Raw genomic sequence first — 18,802 nt, forward strand, 5'->3', positions numbered from 1 at the left:
ACTCCTCGGTGTCGAGCAATAGGATGGAACCAGTCTAATCGGAAAGGTCTGTGCATCAGCGTGGCCAGATTGCAGGAGATCCCCGCGGAATTCGCGGACGACGATACGATCTACGAGTCCTTCGGCGAATACTGCTCGGAGATCGGAGTCGAACCGTACCCGGCCCAGGATGAGGCGTTCCTCAGCATCCTCGCCGGCGACAACACGATCATGGCCACCCCGACCGGTTCGGGCAAGTCACTCGTGGCCCTCTTCGCCCTCTACCAGTCGTACACCCGAGGGATCCGCGCCTACTACACCGCTCCTCTCAAGGCCCTGGTGAGTGAGAAGTTCTTCTCGCTCATCGCCGCTTTCGGAGCCGAGAACGTCGGCATGATCACCGGGGACTCGACCGTCAACGGCGATGCCCCTGTCATCTGCGCAACGGCAGAGATCCTCGCCAACCAGGCGCTGCGCGAAGGCGGGATGCTCGACGCGGGCATGGTCGTCATGGACGAATTCCACTATGTCGCCGACCCCTCCCGCGGCTGGGCCTGGCAGGTGCCGCTGCTCGAGATGCCGCAGGCCCAGTTCGTCCTCATGTCCGCCACCCTCGGCGACACCACCGACATCCGCAGAACCATGCGGGAGACGACGGGACGCGATTCCTCCGAGGTAACCTCGGCGGAGAGACCCGTGCCGCTTGAGTACGAATACTCCACGGACACGCTCTCGGACACCCTGCGCGGACTCGTCCGCAACGACAAAGCCCCGGTCTACGTCGTCTCCTACTCCCAGAACGGGGCGATCGACCTCGCCACGAACCTCCTCTCGGTCGACCTCGCCACGAAGGACCAGAGAGCCGCGATCGCCGCGGCGATCAAAGGCTTCTCCTTCGGCAAGGGCTTCGGACAGAGCCTGCGCAAACTCCTCCTCCACGGCGTCGGCGTCCACCACGCGGGCATGCTGCCGAAATACCGGCGCCTCATCGAGCAGCTCGCGCTCAAAGGCCTGCTGCTCGTCATCTCCGGCACCGACACCCTTGGCGTGGGCATCAATGTGCCCATCCGCTCCGTGCTGCTGACTGGGCTGACGAAATTCGACGGCCGGAAGATGCGCAGACTCAGCGTCCGCGAATTCCAGCAGCTGGCCGGCCGTGCCGGCCGCGCCGGATTCGACACCCGCGGCTACGTCGTCGCCCAAGCCCCGGAACACGTCATCGACAATCTCAAAGCCGAAGCGAAGGCCGCGAACGACGACAAGAAGAAAAAGAAGAAGATCAAGAAGAAGGCCGCCCCAGCCGGGTTCGTCGGCTGGTCGGAGGAGACCTTCACCAAACTCATCGAAGGCGAATCCGAGACCCTGCGCCCGCGGATGAAGATCGACCATTCGACGATCCTCAACCTCGTGGCCCGTCCCGGCTCCGACGTGTCGACGATCGGCGACTTCATCGACAAGACGCACGAGACCCGGGACCGCCGACTCGACCTCAAACTCACGGCGATCAGCATCGGACGCTCCCTCCTCGACGCCGGACTCATCGAAATCAGAGGGAACGAACTCTCCGCCACCCAGGACCTCGGCCCCCAGTTCGCGCTCAATCAGCCGCTGGCACCGTTCGTCCTCGCCGCGCTCGACCTCCTCGACGAAGACGACGACACCTACGCCCTCGACATCGTCTCCATCGTCGAATCCACCACTTCGGTGCCGTTCCAGATCCTCAAGGGCCAACTCGACCGGATCAAGGGCGACACCCTGGCCGAACTCAAAGCCGAAGGGGTCGACTACGCCGAACGGATGGCCATCCTCGACGAGGTCGAAGGACCCGCACCCCTGGCCGAGATGCTCGAACCCGCCTTCGACCACTTCGTCGAGACCCACCCGTGGCTGCGCGGCGGCAGCTTCGAACCGAAATCCGTCGTCCGCGACATGATCGAACAGTCCATGGGCTTCACACAGTTCGTCGGCTACTATTCCCTGGCCCGCGCCGAAGGCAGCCTGCTGCGGTACCTCACCGACGTCTACCGGGCGCTGCTGCACAACGTGCCGGCGGAGAACCGGACCGAGGAGCTGGCCGACATCATCGAATGGCTCGGTGAGACCATCGCCCGCACGGACTCCTCCCTGCTCGACGAATGGCGGACCCTGCAGGGTCTCGATCCGACTCAGCATGCCGATGAGCTGCCGGCGTTGGATCGTCGGTTCTCCGAGAACACGAAGGTCTTCACCGCCGAGATCCGCAACGCCCTGTTCCACCGGGTGCTCCTCGCAGAACGTGCCGACTACACCGAACTCGGCCGCCTCGACGCGGAATCCGGCTTCGACGCCCGTGCCTGGGAAGACGCAATCGAGGACTTCTACGATGTCTACGGCGACCTGCTCACGGACCAGAAGGCCCGCGGTCGGGAATATATCGACATCGAACCCGGTTCTTCCACCTGGAACGTCCGCCAGATCCTGGCCGACCCCGAAGGGAACCGGGACTGGGCCATCGACGCCGAGGTGGACGTGGAAGCCAGCGACGAAGCCGGAGACATCGTTCTCCGCATCGTCTCGGTCGGCGAGATCGGCGCCGTCAGATGAACCCCACGGCCCGGCCGCGGCCGGTGCAAAGAGCCGAGAATGAAGCAATGTCAGTGCCGAGGAATACAGTGGTCAGGTGATGAAAACCAATAACGTTGAGCAAGTCAGCGGCGTCTCCCATCTCGACACGCTGTGGGTCAAGGGCGCACGGGCACACAATCTCAAGAACGTCGAGATCGCCCTGCCGCGTGACTCCATGGTCGTCTTCACCGGACTGTCCGGATCCGGCAAGTCGTCCCTGGCCTTCGACACGATCTTCGCCGAGGGGCAGCGACGCTACGTCGAATCCCTGTCCTCCTACGCCCGCATGTTCCTCGGTCAGATGGACAAACCCGATGTCGACTTCATCGAAGGGCTGTCCCCGGCGGTGTCGATCGACCAGAAGTCGACATCGCGCAACCCGCGCTCGACCGTCGGCACGATCACGGAGGTCTACGACTTCCTGCGCCTGCTGTGGGCACGCATCGGCACCCCGCACTGTCCGGTCTGCGGTGAGGTGATCACGAAGCAGACTCCGCAGCAGATCGTCGACCAGCTGCTCGAGCTCGAGGAGCGCACGAAGTTCCTCGTCCTCGCCCCCGTCGTCCGCTCCCGCAAGGGCGAGTTCGTCGACCTCTTCACCGAACTGCAGGCCAAGGGCTTCTCGCGTGCCATCGTCGACGGCGAGCAGATCACCCTGAGTGAACCTCCGGCCTTGGAGAAGCAGTACAAGCACACGATCTCCGTCGTCGTCGACCGCCTCGTGGCGAAGCCCGGAATGCGTCCGCGTCTGACCGACTCGGTTGAGACCGCACTCGGCCTGGCCGATGGCCGCATCGACATCGACCTCGTCGACGAAGGCACGATCCGCACCTTCTCCGAACACATGTCGTGCCCGAACGAACACCCGCTGACGGTCGACGAGATCGAGCCGCGGTCCTTCTCCTTCAACTCGCCCTTCGGCGCCTGCCCGACCTGTGACGGCATCGGCACGCGCCTGCAGGTCGATGAGGACCTCGTCGTGCCCGATGAGGACCTCAGCCTCGGTGCTGGAGCGATCGCCCCCTGGTCCGGCGGCAAGCAGGTCGCGAAGTACTTCAACCGGCTGCTCAAGGGCCTCGGCGACGAGCTCGGGTTCGATATGAAGACACCGTGGAAGAAGCTGCCGAAGACCGCGAAGACCGCGATCCTCACCGGCAAGGACTACAAGGTCCACGTCAAGTACAAGAACCGCTTCGGCCGCGAACGCACCTACTCGACCGGTTTCGAGGGTGTCTACCAGTACATCCAGCGCAAACACGAAGAGACCGAATCCGATTGGTCGCGCGAGCGCTACGAGTCGTATATGCGGGAGATCCCCTGCGCCAGCTGCCAGGGGACCCGCCTCAAGCCCGAGATCCTCGCGGTCAAGGTCGGCGACAGATCCATCGCCGAAGTCTCCGAACTCGCTCTCGACGAAGCCGCGGAGTTCCTCGGCTCACTCGAACTCAGCGACCGGGATGCGGCGGTGGCGGCTCAGGTGATGAAGGAGATCAACGCCCGACTCGGCTTCCTTCTCGACGTCGGACTCGACTACCTCAGCCTCAATCGTGCCGCGGGCACCCTGTCCGGCGGCGAAGCCCAGCGCATCCGCTTGGCCACGCAGATCGGTTCGGGACTCGTCGGCGTCCTCTACGTCCTCGACGAGCCCTCGATCGGTCTGCACCAGCGTGACAACCGCAGACTCATCGAGACGCTCAACAAGCTCAAGGAGCTGGGCAACACCCTCATCGTCGTCGAACACGATGAGGACACCATCGAATCCGCCGACTGGATCGTCGACATCGGTCCCGGCGCCGGCGAGCACGGGGGAGAGGTCGTCTACTCGGGCCCCGTGCCCGGGCTCAGGGACGCCCCGGGCTCGATCACCGGCGACTACCTCTCCGGTCGTCGCGAGATCCAGATCCCAGCAGCCCGTCGCCCCGTCGACAGGGAGCGGATGGTCACCGTCGAGAAGGCGGTGGAGAACAACCTGCGCGATGTCACGGTGTCCTTCCCGCTCGGCGTGCTCACGGCCGTCACCGGTGTGTCCGGTTCGGGCAAGTCGACCCTGGTCAACGAGATCCTCTACACGCAGATGGCCAATGTCCTCAACGGCGCCTCTCGCGTGCCCGGACGCCACAAACGGGTGACCGGACTGGACAACCTCGACAAGGTCGTCCACGTCGACCAGTCGCCGATCGGTCGGACCCCACGGTCGAACCCCGCCACCTACACCGGCGTGTTCGACCATGTGCGCAGGCTGTTCGCCGAAACGGAGTCGGCGAAGGTCCGCGGCTACCTGCCGGGACGGTTCTCCTTCAACGTCAAGGGCGGCCGCTGCGAGAACTGCAGCGGCGACGGCACCATCAAGATCGAGATGAACTTCCTGCCCGACGTCTACGTGCCCTGCGAAGTCTGCCAAGGGGCCCGGTACAACCGGGAGACCCTCGAAGTGACGTTCAAGGGCAAGAGCATCGCCGAAGTCCTCGACATGCCCATCGAAGAGGCCAACGACTTCTTCGCGGCGATCCCTGCGATCTCCCGTCACCTGAAGACCCTCGTCGAGGTCGGGCTCGGCTATGTCCGCCTCGGTCAGCCGGCGACGACGCTGTCCGGTGGCGAGGCACAGCGGGTCAAACTCGCCGCCGAACTGCAGAAGCGCTCGCGCGGACGGACCGTCTACGTGCTCGACGAACCGACGACGGGCCTGCACTTCGAGGACATCTCGAAGCTGCTGCTCGTCCTCCAGGGGCTCGTCGACAAAGGCAACACGGTCATCGTCATCGAACACAACCTCGATGTGATCGGCAACGCCGACCACGTCATCGATCTCGGACCCGAAGGCGGTCGCGGCGGCGGTCAGATCATCGCCGACGGCACTCCGGAGGAAGTCGCCGAGGTGGCCGCGTCCCACACCGGACGGTTCCTCAAACCGATGCTCGACGCCTGATCCGAATGCCCGATCCATCCAGCTACCGTCCGGCCACGGGGTCGATCCCGACCTCGGCCGGCGTGTACAAATTCCGGGACCCCGACCGCCGAGTGATCTACGTGGGGAAGGCGAAGAACCTCCGCAACCGCCTCAATTCGTACTTCGCGAACCCCGTCGCACTGCATCCGCGGACGTCGACGATGGTCCACACCGCGAATTCCGTGGAATGGACCGTCGTCGACACCGAGGTCGAAGCCCTGCAGCTCGAGTGGACGTGGATCAACGAGTTCAATCCGCGGTTCAACGTCATGTTCCGCGACGACAAGTCCTACCCCTACCTCGCGATCACCATGAACGAAGAGGTGCCGCGAGCCTTCATCACCCGCGGCAAACGCCGCAAGGGCGTGAAGTACTTCGGTCCCTTCGCCCAGGTGTGGGCGATCAAGGACACCCTCGACCTGCTGCTCAGGGCCTTCCCGATGCGCACCTGCACCCCCGGGGTCTACCGGCGTGCAGAACGCAGCGGCCGTCCCTGCCTGCTCGGCTACATCGACAAATGCGCGGCCCCCTGCGTCGACCACATCAGCAAGGACGAGCACCGGGAGCTCGCCCGCAGCATCACCGACTTCATGTCCGGCAACACCGGGCGGTTCATCAGCTACCGCAAGAAGGAGATGGCACAGGCCGCCGAGGAGCTCGATTACGAACGGGCCGCCCGTCTGCGGGATGAGATCACCGCCCTGCAGAAGGTGCTCGACAAGTCCGCCGTGGTCCTCTCGGTCAGCGCCGACTGCGATATCTTCGCCCTCGTCACCGAGGAGCTCGAAGCCTCCGTACAGGTATTCCATGTGAGACAGGGCCGGATCCGCGGTCAACGCGGCTGGATCATCGAACGCTCCGATGACCACACTCCGGCGGAACTGACCACCGACTACCTGCGGCAGGCGTATTCCGGTCTCGACGCCGAGGCGATCCCGAAGGAGATCCTCGTCGACACCCTGCCGGCCGATCAGGAGTCCCTCGAAGCCTGGCTGAGCCAGCAGCGGGGGGCGCGAGTGACGGTCCGTGTGCCCGAACGCGGTGAGAAGAGGGCCGCGCTGGAGACGGTGGACAAGAACGCGAAGGAAGCGCTGGTCCAGCACAAACTCAAACGCTCCTCCGACCTGACCACCCGCAGTCAGGCGCTCAAAGAGATCCAAGAGCATCTCGGCCTGCCCGAAGCCCCGCTGCGGATCGAATGCATCGACATCTCCCACACCCAGGGATCGAACGTCGTGGCCTCCCTCGTCGTGTTCGAAGACGGAATGGCGAAGAAGCGCGATTACCGACACTTCGCCATTCACGGCGAAGCCGCCGCCGACGACACGGCCTCGATGTACGATGTCGTCTCCCGCCGGTTCAGCCGCTACCTCGAACAGATGGGCTCCGACGAACCCGACGAACGCTTCGGCTACCGACCGGGCCTCCTCGTCGTCGACGGTGCCGGTCCACAGGTCGCTGCCGCCACGAAGGCGCTGACGGACCTCGGGATCGTCGACATCTCCGTGGTCGGTCTGGCCAAACGACTCGAAGAGATCTGGGTGCCCGAGGACCCGTTCCCGGTGATCCTCCCGCGCAACTCCGAAGGTCTCTTCCTCATGCAGCGGCTGCGCGACGAAGCCCACCGCTTCGCGATCTCCTACCACCGGTCGAAGCGCGCGAAGGCGATGACCAGCTCGGTCCTCGACGACATCGCGGGACTCGGAGAATCCAAACGCACCGCTCTGCTGCGTCATTTCGGGTCGGTGAAGAAGGTCCGTGCCGCCACCGCCGAGGAGATCTGCGAGGTCAAGGGAATCGGTCCCTCGCTCGCGGCCAAGATCGTCGCGGCACTGGCCGACTGAGCACGACGAAACTGCCCTAGAGTAGTGCCCAGAGACCCCGTGCCCGGGCACCGATCGGGCACCGACAGAGGAGGACGTGTGAGTACGCAGGCCGAACCGAACGGTTCCGACCATCCCATCGAGGTCGTTCTCGTCACCGGCATGTCCGGGGCGGGCAGGACGACCGTGGCCAATGTGCTCGAAGACATGGACTGGTACGTCGTGGACAATCTGCCGCCGCAGATGATGCGTCCGCTGGTCGAACTCGTCGCCCGCGCCGACGGTGCTCTGCCCAAGATCGCGATCGTCATCGACGCCAAGGGACGGACGAAGTACACGGAGCTGCAGGAGACGATCGGCGACTTCGTCGATCAGGGACTGTCACTGCGCATCCTCTACCTCGAAGCCTCGGACGAAGTCCTCGTGCGCCGTTTCGAATCGACGAGGCGTCCCCACCCGCTGCAGGGCGAAGGGACCCTCCTCGACGGCATCGAAGCCGAGCGTGCCCAACTCGAGACTCTCAAGCACCGTGCCGACATCATCGTCGACACCTCCGATCTCAACGTCCATCAGCTCTCCGCTGAGGTGCGCAAACGCTTCAGCGACGACGACACTCCGCCGCTGCGCCTGACCTTGATGAGCTTCGGCTTCAAATACGGGCTGCCCAAGGACGCCGACCACATCGCCGACGTCCGCTTCCTGCCCAACCCGTATTGGATTCCCCACCTGCGCGGACACAATGGGCTCGACTCCGATGTCGCGTCCTTCGTGCTCGAGCAGAACGGTGCCGAGGAGTTCATCGAACGCTATGCTGCAACCCTGTCGACCGTGGCCGAAGGCTACCTCCGCGAAGGGCGCGGCTACGCGATGATCGGCATCGGCTGCACCGGAGGCAAACACCGGTCCGTGGCCATCAGCGAACGCGTCGGCAAGCTCCTGTCCGCGCAGACGGGCATTCCCGTGACCGTGCGCCACCGCGACTTGGGAAGAGAATGACATGGAGACCGAAGACCTGCCCGTGATCACCTCGGGGACGCAGAACGACGGTCCGAGCATCGTCTCTTTCGGCGGCGGCCACGGACTCTATGCGGCCCTGCGGGCGTTCCGCCTGCTCACCGAGGACCTCACCGCTGTGGTCACCGTCGCCGATGACGGGGGATCGTCCGGTCGCCTCCGCGACGAGCTCGGGGGACTGCCGCCCGGCGATCTGCGGATGGCGCTGGCCGCGCTGTGCGATGACGGCACCTGGGGGCAGACCTGGCGCGACGTCATCCAGCACCGCTTCGAATCCGACGGCGAACTCTCGGGCCATGCCGTGGGCAATCTGCTCATCGCCGCTCTGTGGCAGATCCACGGCGACCATGTCGCCGGACTCGACTGGATGGCCCGGCTGCTGCGCGCCCACGGTCGCGTGCTGCCGATGTCCTCGGTACCGCTGACGATCGAAGCCGATGTGAAGTTCCCCGGATCGTTCCAAGTCGTGCGCGGACAATCCGTGCTCGCCTCCACCCTCGGCCATGTCGAGACCGTGCGCCTCGACCCCGCCGCACCGCCGGCCCGATACGAAACCGTCGAAGTCGTACACGAAGCCGATGTGCTCAACCTCGGCCCCGGATCCTGGTACACCTCGGTGATGCCGCATCTGCTCGTCCCCTCGCTCGCCGAAGCGATCGTGGCCTCCGACGCGGTGAAATCCCTCACTCTCAATCTCAGTTCGACCGATGGGGAGACGAAGGACCTGAGCCTCGGCGAACACCTCGCCTCCCTGCACCGGCACGCAGCCGAGCTGAGGCTGGACTATGTCCTCGTCGACGAGGCGGCGACCGAGCTCGAACCCGACCTGCCGCAGCAGGCAGAGGATCTCTTCGGCGCCAAACTGTGGCAACGTCCGCTGCGCTCACGCAGGCAGGGACAGCATGACAGTCTCAAACTCGCAGCGTGCTACCGTGACATGTTGGTAGACGCAGGGATCGGCGTTGCCGAGCAGTGGTAGGACATCTGGTTCAGGAGGACGAGCAATGGCACTGACCGCTCAGGTCAAGGATGAATTGGCGCGAGTGAGGATCACCCGCACCGCCGCCCGCAAAGCCGAGGTGTCCTCGATCTTCCGGTTCTCCTCCGCCCTCCATCTCGTCAACGGCTCGATCGTGCTCGAAGCCGAACTCGACACCGCCCAAACGGCGAAGCGTCTGCGCGCCGAGGTCAAGGACCTCTACGGCCAGCATGCCGATATCGTCGTCATCAACGCCGCCGGAATCCGCCGTTCCAACCGCTACCTGCTTCGTGTCACCCGCGACGGCGGAGCCCTGGCGCGCCAGACCGGTCTCGTCGACAACCGGGGACGACCCGTGCGCGGCCTGCCCTCGGCGATCGTCAACGGATCCGTCGCCGATGCCGAGGCCGCCTGGCGCGGTGCCTTCCTCGCCCACGGCTCCCTGACCGAACCCGGACGTTCCTCCGCCCTCGAAGTCACCTGTCCCGGCCCGGAAGCGGCACTGGCGCTCGTCGGAGCCGCCCGCCGACTCGGCCTGAGTGCGAAGGCCCGCGAAGTCCGCGGAGTCGACCGGGTCGTCATCCGCGACGGCGACGATATCGCCGCCCTGCTCACCCGGATGGGATCCCACAGCGCGGTGCTCGCGTGGGAGGAGCGCCGGATGCGTCGCGAGGTCCGCGCCACAGCGAATCGTCTGGCGAACTTCGACGATGCGAACCTGCGCCGTTCGGCACGCGCGGCGGTTGCCGCCGGCGCCCGCGTCGAACGAGCCCTGGAGATCCTCGGAGACGAGGTCCCCGAACACCTCCGGTATGCCGGGCAGCTGCGTGTCACCCACAAACAGGCCTCCTTGGAGGAACTCGGGCAGCTCGCCGACCCGCCGATGACGAAGGACGCGGTCGCCGGGCGCATCCGCCGACTGCTGTCGACGGCGGACAAGCATGCGGAAGAACTGGGAATTCCCGGCACCGAAGCCAGCCTGACCCCGGAAATGCTCGAGGATCGCTAAGATCGAGGCATGAGACGAATCGCCATCAACGGCTTCGGCCGTATCGGCCGTGCCCTGTTCCGTCTGTCCCTCGAACCCGGCACCGACTTCGAAGTCGTCGCCGTCAACGACCTCACCGACACCGCCACCCTGGCCCACCTGCTGACACATGATTCCGTGTGGCCGCGCTTCGACCACGCTGTCGAGGCCAGCGCTGATGCGCTGACCGTCGACGGCCGTGAGATTGCGGTGTTCAGCGAATCCGACCCCGCCGCCATCGACTGGTCGCGGCACGGAGTCGAACTCGTCGTCGAATCCACCGGTCACTTCACTCGCCGGGATCAGGCCGAGGCCCACCTCGGCGGAACCGTGTCCACGGTCGTGCTCTCCGCCCCCGGCAAAGATGTCGACGCAACCTTCGTCATGGGCGTCAACGAGTCCGACTTCGATCCGGACACGCACTCCGTGGTCTCGAACGCCTCATGCACGACGAACTGCATGGCCACCGTCGTCAAGGCCCTCGACGACGCGCTCGGCGTCGAATCCGGGCTGCTCAACACCGTCCACGCCTACACCGGCGACCAGATGCTCGTCGACGGGCCCCACCGGGACCTGCGCCGCGCCCGCGCCGCCGCGGTCAACATCGTGCCCACCACGACCGGTGCGGCACGCACCGTCGGCCGCGTCATGCCCCACCTCGAAGGCAGACTCGACGGACTCGCCGTGCGTGTGCCGGTGCCTGCCGGATCGATCATCGACTTCACATTCACTCCGTCCCGCGGCGCCGACCGCGACGAGGTCAACGCAATCCTCGCCGCCGCGGCGGAGGACTCCGCCTATCTCGAATACTCCACCGACGAACTCGTCTCCACCGATATCGTCGGCACCACCGCCTCGGCGATCGTGGACTCCAAGCTCACGATGGTGCTGGGAGATCAGATCAAGGTCGTGGCCTGGTACGACAACGAGTGGGGCTACACGAACCGGCTCAAAGACATGGTCAGCTACATTCTCAGCGAAAGGGACTCATGAGGACATTCGACGATGCGGGCATCTTCGCCGGCCACGCGGTGCTCGTCCGCAGCGATCTCAACGTGCCGATGGACAACGGCACCATCACCGACCGCGGACGCATCGCCGCCTCGGCGGCAACGATCACAGACCTCGCCGAGGCGGGGGCCAAGGTCATCGTGATGTCGCACCTGGGCCGGCCGAAGGGCGCCCCGGACCCGCAGTACTCGCTGGCTCCCATCGCGGTCGAACTCGCCGAGGCGATCGGTCGTCCCGTCGCCTTCGCCGCTGACACCGTCGGTGAGGAGGCGAAGGCCAAGGCCGCCGCGCTGAGCGACGGGGAGGTCCTGCTGCTGGAGAACCTGCGCTTCAACCCGGGGGAGACGTCGAAGGACGAAGCCGAACGCCGCGAGTTCGCCGCACAGCTGGCCGGGCTGGCCGATGACTTCGTCTCCGACGGCTTCGGGGTCGTCCACCGCAAACAGGCCTCCGTGTACGACGTCGCCGAGCTGCTCCCGCACTTCGCCGGGTCTCTCGTCCGTGCGGAAGTCGAAGTCAGCGACCGACTGCTCACCGACCCGGCCCGGCCCTTCACCGTCGTCCTCGGCGGTTCGAAGGTCTCGGACAAACTCGGTGTCATCGACAACCTCCTCGACCGTGCCGACAATCTGCTCATCGGCGGGGGAATGGTCTTCACCTTCCTCGCCGCGATGGGCCACCCCATCGGATCGAGCCTCGTGGAGACCGACCGCATCGACGACGTCAAGGCCTACCTGGAGCGTTCGTCGGCCGGAGACGGGGCGGCACGGATCGTCCTGCCCCAGGACATCGTCATGGCCGAGAAGTTCTCCGCAGACGCCGAGCACTGGGTGCGCGAGTTCACCGAACTCGAATCCACCCCGGCCGGCGCCTCGGCGCTCGGGCTCGATATCGGTCCCAAGACGGCACGGACCTATGCACAGATCATCGCGAGTTCGGCGACCGTGTTCTGGAACGGTCCCATGGGAGTCTTCGAATTCGAGGCGTTCTCCGCCGGCACCAAGGCCGTGGCCACTGCACTGACCGATGAGGCGCGATCCGCTGACATCGATCCCGCCGAAAGACTCACCGTCGTCGGCGGCGGAGACTCCGCAGCCGCCGTACGCAGCCTCGGATTCTCCGATGACGCTTTCGGCCACATCTCCACCGGCGGCGGCGCCAGCCTCGAATACCTCGAAGGCAAGACCCTGCCCGGACTCGACGCACTCGGATGAGGAAGAAGACGAACATGAGCGACCGCACCCTGCTGCTGGCAGGCAACTGGAAGATGAACCACGACCACCTCGAAGCGATCTCCAGCGTCCAGAAACTCGCCTGGGCCCTCGAAGACGCGAAGCTCGATGAGAGCCGCTGCGAAGTCGTCGTGATCCCACCCTTCACCGACATCCGCTCCGTGCAGACCCTCGTCCAGGGTGACAAGCTGTGGCTGAAGTACGGTGCTCAAGATGTGTCCCAGCATGCTCCCGGTGCTCACACCGGTGAGATCGCGGCGACCTTCCTCACCCGGCTCGGCTGCAGCTACGTCGTCATCGGGCACAGTGAACGTCGGGCGGACAACCATGAGACCAATGAGGTCGTGGCCGCGAAGGTCCGGGCGGCACTGTCGGCCGAACTCACGCCGATCCTGTGCGTGGGGGAGTCGCTGCAGCAGCGGCAGGAGAAGACCCACGTCGACTTCACCCTCGACCAGCTCGAGGAGTCGCTGGCCGGATTCGACGCCTCCGCGCTCGAAGGTCTCGTCATCGCCTACGAACCCGTGTGGGCGATCGGCACCGGTGAGACCGCCACAGCCGCCGATGCGGCAGAGATGGCCGCGGCGATCCGGGCCCGATTGGCCGAGAAGTACGGCAACGGCATGGCGGAGTCGACCCGCATCCTCTACGGCGGATCGGTCAAGGCCGACAATGTGGCCGAGATCGTCGCCGACGCAGACGTCGACGGAGCCCTGGTCGGAGGCGCCAGCCTCAGCGGCCCGGACTTCGCCGCTTTGTGTAAGGCCGCGGTCGCGAAGTAGACTGACGAACGCATCACTCGACGACATTCTCAACGAAACATAGGTTGAATCCGACGTGGAAATCCTCAACATCATTCTCATCGTGCTGCTCGTCCTCACGAGCATCTTCCTCACCCTGCTGATCCTCATGCACAAGGGCAAGGGCGGTGGCATGTCCGACATGTTCGGCGGTGGAATGTCCTCCTCGCTGGGTTCGTCGGGAGTCGCCGAACGCAACCTCAACCGTTTCACCACGCTCTTGGCGATCGTGTGGGCCGCCTGCATCGTCCTGCTGGGCATCCTCACCCGCTTCAACGCCTGAGGCACGATCGGCCCCGAGCCGAGAACTCCGCCCGGATGGGCAGATGACAAAGAGAAGGACCCCGACCGCATCGGTCGGGGTCCTTCTCATCCGTCACATGGTCAGTCGACGCCGAAGTGGTGGCGGGGGCTGATCCGGCCGATCGCCTCGCGCAGCTGTGCCAGACCACGGCGACGATCGAGCAGGTGGACCCTGAGTACCGGACGGCCGCTGTCCCGCAGCACTGCCGCATCGCCTGCGGCCTGTGCACGCTGGAGCTGTGCAAAGCCGTAGGCGCGGCCGGGCACCAGCAGGTCGGTGCGTGCCTCGCCGGTGATCTGAAGGAACACGCCGTTGGGGTGTCCGCCCTTGTGATACTGACCGGTCGAATGGAGATACCGGGGACCGAAACCGAACGTCGTCTGCACCCCGGCATGCGTCGAGACGAGCGACCGCAGCGTGGCCGCATCGGCGTCGGCGATCCGATCGAGATAGGCCTGAATGCCGATGTAACCGTATTCGTCGACCTGCGCGAAGAGCTCCTCCAACGCACCCACAAGGTCCGTGGCGCCGTCGACGACCTCGATCACGTCGACGTCCCCGGAACGGAAGACCGGCTCCTCGGCACGGTCGGAGTCCGGTCCGTCGAGCAGATGTCGGGCCTGTTCCTTCGCGGCCTCCACATCGGGCTGGTCGAAGGGATTGACACCGATGCTGTAGCCTGCGATCGCCGTCGCATACTCCCAGAACAGGAACTGCTCGCCGAGGCTGCCGTCGACGGTGGCTTCGAAACCGGAGGGGGCACCCAGGCCCGATGGATCCGCCGCGGGCCCGAGCAGGCACAGCAGCGCATCCGCACGAGCATCGCTGAAACCGATGTCGTCGGGGGAATCGACGACGACGGGCAGGATTCCCTGTCCGTCCTTGCCCAGCGATTCGGCGATGAGCTGTTCGACCCAGGCCGCCAGTCCCCGCAGGCGCGGGGAGGTCTCGGCGAGCACGAGCTTCTCCGTTGCCCGGGCATGGCCGATGCTCAGCCACGTGCCGAAGGCCACAGCCGGATTGTCGGTCGCGTCGGTGCTCAATTCGGCGGCCGCGGCCGCCGCTTCGGCGACGATGGATCGCACATCTGCCCCGGCCAGACCGGCGGGGACGAGCCCGAACGCCGAGAGCGCACTGAAGCGGCCCCCGACCTGCGGATCGGCGTGGAAGGTCGCGAGGAACCCGAGGTCGCTGGCGAGTCGATCGAGTTCGGTGCCCTGATCGGTGATCGCGATCATCCGGGAAGCCGGATCGATGCCCACAGACTCGAAAGCCGCGGCGAAGCTGCGGCGCACGGAATCCGTCTCCACCGTCGACCCCGATTTGGAGGCGACGATGAGGACGGTGTGTTCGAGATCGGTGCCGATCGCCTCGGCGACCTGATTCGGATCCGTCGAATCGATGACCTCGAGACGGACACCCGCGACCGCGGTCATCACCTCCGGTGCGAGCGAGGACCCGCCCATCCCGGCGAGGCTGATGGTGCGCAGACCCCGATCGACGAGTTCGGCGTGCAGGGTCTCGACCCGGGTGAGCAGCTCTTCGGCCCGGTCGGGCAGATCGACCCAGCCGAGACGGTCCGCGGCGTCCTGCGCTCCGGCGAAGTGCGAAGCGTCCTGGCGGCTGAGAGCCGAAGCCAGGCCGGCTTCGACGAGACGTGCCGACTCGGCGTCGAACTCGTCCTGGACCGGAACTTCGAGTGCGAGTCTCATGACCGGTCCAGTGCCGTACGGATCGTATCCTGCAGCTCGGCCCAACTGACGTCGAACTTCTCCAGTCCCTGCTCTTCGAGCACGGTCATCACCTCGGCATAGTCGATCCCCAGGCGGGCCAGAGCGTCGAAGAGCTCATCGGCGGCCCGGTAGTCCTCGGGCGTGATCTCGTCGGCGATTTCACCATGGTCGGCGAAGGCCTCCATCGTCGGTTCGGGCATCGTGTTCACTGTGTTCGCGGCGACGAGCCCGGTGACGTACATGGTGTCCGCATAGTCGGGGTTCTTCACCCCCGTCGAAGCCCACAGCAGACGCTGCGGACGAGCTCCGGCGAGTTCGAGGACCTTGAACCGTTCGGAGGTGAACAGCTGCGAGTGGATCTCGTGGGCGAGCACGCAGTTCGCGATCCCGGCGCGGCCCTTGAGCTCCGTCGCCGCCGGATCATCGAGGGCGTCGAGGCGGGAATCGATCTCCGCGTCGACGCGGGAGACGAACACCGAGGCGACCGACCGGATCGTCGACAGATCGTGTCCGGCCGCGCGCGCCTTCTCCAGGCCCTGGAGGAAGGCCTCGACGACGTGGCGGTAGCGCGACAGAGAGAACACGAGGGTGACATTGACGCTGATCCCCGCGGCGATCGTCTCGGAGATCGCGCGCAGCCCCTCCTCGGTGGCGGGGATCTTGATCATCGCGTTCGGTTCGCCCACGCGCTGCCACAGGGCCTTCGCGGACTCGACGGTGCCCGCGGCATCGTGGGCCAGCGGGGGAGCGACCTCGATCGACACACGACCGTCGTCTCCGTCGGTGGAGTCGAAGACGGGCCGGAACAGACGGGCCGCCTCAGCGACATCCGCTGTGGTCAGGGATTCGATGGCCGAATCGACATCGGCCCCCTGCGCACCGAGCTCGGCGACCGCGGAATCATAGGCCTGCGAGGCGGAGATCGCGTTCGCGAAGATCGTCGGATTCGTCGTGACCCCAGTGACCGAGGCCTCGTCGATGAGTCGGGCGAGATCGCCGGACTCGAGCCGTGTGCGGGACAGGTCGTCGAGCCAGATCGACACGCCCGCCTGGCTCAGCTCATGCAGTCGTTCACTCATGCTTCCGCCTTCGCTGCGCTGATGGATTCCTTCGCGGCATCGACGACGGCCGCCGAAGTGATGCCGAACTTCTCGTACAGGGTCGCGTAGTCCGCCGAGGCGCCGAAGTGCTCGATCGACACGGCACGTCCGGCGTCGCCGAGGTACTTGTGCCAGCTCATCGCCGAAGCGGCTTCGATGCTCACGCGTGCCTTGAGTCCGCGCGGCAGGACCGTGCTGCGGTAGTCCTCGGGCTGCGCATCGAACCATTCCTGGCAGGGCATGGAGATCACACGTGCCGCGGTTCCGGCTTCGGCCAGGGCCGAAGCCGCTTCGAGGGCGATGGCGACCTCGGAGCCGCTGGCGAGGATCGCGACCTCGGGCTGGTCTCCGGTGTCGGTGAGCACATAGCCGCCGCGGGCGGCCTCGGAGGCCGGGGCGTACTTCTCACGGTCGAGGACCGGCACGGCCTGACGGGTGAGGACGAGGCCGCTGGGCCCATCGGTGCGGTCGAGGATCCTGCGCCACACGACGGCGGTCTCGTTCGCATCCGCGGGCCGGACGACGTCGAGGCCGGGAATGGCACGCAGAGCCGAAAGGTGCTCGATCGGCTGGTGGGTCGGCCCGTCTTCGCCGAGACCGATCGAATCATGGGTCCACACGAAGAGGTTCGGCAGCTGCTGGAGGGCGGCCAGACGCACGGCCGGACGCTGGTAGTCGCTGAAGACGAGGAAGGTGCCGTTGTAAGGACGGGTTCCACCGTGCAGGGCGATGCCGTTGCCGATGAGACCGGCGGAGAACTCACGGACGCCGAAGTGGATGTTGCGTCCGTATTCGTTGCCGCTGAAGGCACCGGTCGACCGGTGGGCGGGCAGGAAGCTCGACTCGCCCTTGATGAGCGTGTTGTTCGAACCGGCGAGATCCGCCGATCCGCCCCACAGCTCAGGCATGACCTCGGCGATCGCGTTGAGGACCTGACCCGAGGCCGCACGGGTGGCGATGCCCTTCTCACTGGCTTCGAAGACCGGGAAGGCGGCATCGAGACCGGCCGGAAGCTCACGTGTGGAGAGGCGATCGAAGAGTTCGGCGCGCTTCGGGTTCGCGCTGCGCCACTGAGCAAAGGACTCATCCCACTTCAGGTGTGCCTTCCGACCGCGATCGAGAGCCGAACGAGTGTGGGCCAGCACCTCGTCGGCGACGGCGAACTCCGCCTCCGGATCGAAGCCGAGGATCTCCTTGGTCGCGCGAATCTCGTCTTCACCGAGAGCGGCTCCGTGCGAACCGCCGGTGTTCTGGGCGTTCGGGGCCGGCCAGGCGATGATTGTCGAGAGACGGATGAATGACGGGCGGGAGTCGGCACGTGCGGCTTCGACGGCGGCGTGGAAGGCGTCCATGTCCTCGTTGTAGTCCCCGCCGGAGGTGAAGTCGACGTGCTGGACATGCCAGCCGTAGGCGGCATAGCGGGCAGCGGTGTCCTCGCCGAAGGCGATGGCCGTGTCGTCCTCGATGGAGATCCTGTTGTCATCCCAGATCACCAGCAGGTTCGACAGCTCCTGCGTGCCGGCCAGAGACGAGGCTTCACCGGACACGCCCTCTTCGAGGTCACCGTCGGAGGCGAGCACGACGATCGAGTGGTCGAACGGTGAGGTGCCGGGTGCCGCTTCGGGGTCGAAGAGTCCGCGTTCGCGACGGGACGCCATGGCCATACCCACCGCCGAGGCGAGCCCCGAACCGAGCGGGCCGGTGGTGATCTCGACGCCGGCGGTGTGTCCGACCTCCGGGTGGCCCGGAGTCAGCGAACCCCACGTCCGCAGCGCCTTGAGGTCGTCGAGTTCGAGACCGAAACCGGCCAGATAGAGCTGAATGTACTGAGTCAGCGAACTGTGCCCGCAGGAGAGGACGAAACGGTCACGGCCGACCCACGTCGGGTCGGCCGGATCGTGGGTGAGCCCCTGCTGGTAGAGGTAGTGGGCGATGGGAGCCAGGCTCATCGCGGTGCCCGGGTGTCCGTTCCCTGCCTTCTGGACCGCATCGGCGGCGAGGAGGCGGGCAGTGTCGACTGCGCGGTTGTCGAGTTCAGTCCAGGACAGAGTTGTCATGTCTTCGAGCGATCCTTCGTTCGTCTGAGAGCGTGCACTCAAACTCTACCGCGCCGGCCCTCGGATAGCCCGACCCTGTTCACACACAGGCTTCCACGAGGTCTTCGCCGAGGTGCGAGACATTCCGGCTACCGGCGGGTAGAGTGTGGTCTCGCGCACAGCTGTGGTTGGCGATCCAACCACTGCCGG

13 protein-coding genes are annotated in these 18,802 nt (G+C 65.8%); 10 read left to right on the top strand and 3 right to left on the bottom strand.

Annotated features, from left to right (window positions below; all coding sequences use genetic code 11):
• The first annotated feature begins 60 nt into the window (after positions 1-60).
• From ACSE4D_RS17155 to secG, 10 genes are all read left to right on the top strand, one after another.
• Positions 61-2,562: a DEAD/DEAH box helicase gene (locus tag ACSE4D_RS17155; protein ID WP_135541013.1), complete on the top strand. Its 2,502-nt coding sequence runs from the start codon at positions 61-63 to the stop codon at positions 2,560-2,562.
• 79 nt (positions 2,563-2,641) lie between these two features.
• Positions 2,642-5,512 carry an excinuclease ABC subunit UvrA gene (gene uvrA, locus ACSE4D_RS17160; protein WP_135541132.1) on the top strand — a complete coding sequence of 957 codons (2,871 nt, stop codon included), beginning with the start codon at positions 2,642-2,644 and terminating at the stop codon, positions 5,510-5,512.
• Between the two features lie 5 nt (positions 5,513-5,517).
• Positions 5,518-7,377 (top strand): excinuclease ABC subunit UvrC, encoded by a 1,860-nt coding sequence (uvrC, locus tag ACSE4D_RS17165; protein ID WP_135541011.1) that lies wholly within the window; start codon positions 5,518-5,520, stop codon positions 7,375-7,377.
• A 78-nt stretch (positions 7,378-7,455) separates the two neighbouring features.
• Positions 7,456-8,352 (top strand): RNase adapter RapZ, encoded by an 897-nt coding sequence (gene rapZ / locus ACSE4D_RS17170; protein WP_135541009.1) that lies wholly within the window; start codon positions 7,456-7,458, stop codon positions 8,350-8,352.
• Between the two features lies 1 nt (position 8,353).
• The gene (locus ACSE4D_RS17175) at positions 8,354-9,349 is read left to right on the top strand and encodes a gluconeogenesis factor YvcK family protein (RefSeq protein ID WP_135541007.1); all 996 of its coding nucleotides are present in this window, start codon (positions 8,354-8,356) and stop codon (positions 9,347-9,349) included.
• Positions 9,350-9,374: 25 nt separating this feature from the next.
• On the top strand, positions 9,375-10,358 hold the full coding sequence (gene whiA, locus ACSE4D_RS17180; RefSeq protein WP_135541006.1) for a DNA-binding protein WhiA: 984 nt from the start codon (positions 9,375-9,377) through the stop codon (positions 10,356-10,358).
• Between the two features lie 9 nt (positions 10,359-10,367).
• Entirely contained in the window at positions 10,368-11,369 is a 1,002-nt protein-coding gene (gene gap / locus ACSE4D_RS17185) for a type I glyceraldehyde-3-phosphate dehydrogenase (RefSeq protein ID WP_426936270.1), read from the top strand.
• Positions 11,366-12,601: a phosphoglycerate kinase gene (locus tag ACSE4D_RS17190; protein ID WP_135541002.1), complete on the top strand. Its 1,236-nt coding sequence runs from the start codon at positions 11,366-11,368 to the stop codon at positions 12,599-12,601. The genes gap and ACSE4D_RS17190 overlap by 4 nt, the downstream gene beginning before the upstream one ends.
• A gap of 14 nt (positions 12,602-12,615) precedes the next feature.
• Positions 12,616-13,401, top strand: coding sequence for a triose-phosphate isomerase (tpiA, locus tag ACSE4D_RS17195; RefSeq protein ID WP_205683365.1), 786 nt, complete (start codon positions 12,616-12,618; stop codon positions 13,399-13,401).
• Between the two features lie 55 nt (positions 13,402-13,456).
• Entirely contained in the window at positions 13,457-13,702 is a 246-nt protein-coding gene (gene secG, locus ACSE4D_RS17200) for a preprotein translocase subunit SecG (protein ID WP_135540998.1), read from the top strand.
• Positions 13,703-13,803: 101 nt separating this feature from the next.
• Here the strand turns inward: secG and ACSE4D_RS17205 are convergent, their stop codons facing one another.
• From ACSE4D_RS17205 to tkt, 3 genes are read right to left on the bottom strand one after another with little or no spacing between them, the layout of a single operon-like run.
• Positions 13,804-15,435, bottom strand: a complete 1,632-nt coding sequence (locus ACSE4D_RS17205; RefSeq protein WP_436326325.1) for a glucose-6-phosphate isomerase — start codon at positions 15,433-15,435, stop codon at positions 13,804-13,806.
• Complete coding sequence (gene tal, locus ACSE4D_RS17210; protein ID WP_135540994.1) at positions 15,432-16,535, bottom strand: transaldolase; 1,104 nt, start codon at positions 16,533-16,535, stop codon at positions 15,432-15,434. Before tal ends, ACSE4D_RS17205 begins: the two co-directional genes overlap by 4 nt.
• On the bottom strand, positions 16,532-18,613 hold the full coding sequence (gene tkt / locus ACSE4D_RS17215; protein ID WP_135540992.1) for a transketolase: 2,082 nt from the start codon (positions 18,611-18,613) through the stop codon (positions 16,532-16,534). The genes tal and tkt overlap by 4 nt, the downstream gene beginning before the upstream one ends.
• Positions 18,614-18,802 lie beyond the last annotated feature (189 nt).

It is taken from the genome of Brevibacterium sp. FAM 27836 (assembly GCF_051351055.1).
Classification (GTDB): domain Bacteria; phylum Actinomycetota; class Actinomycetes; order Actinomycetales; family Brevibacteriaceae; genus Brevibacterium.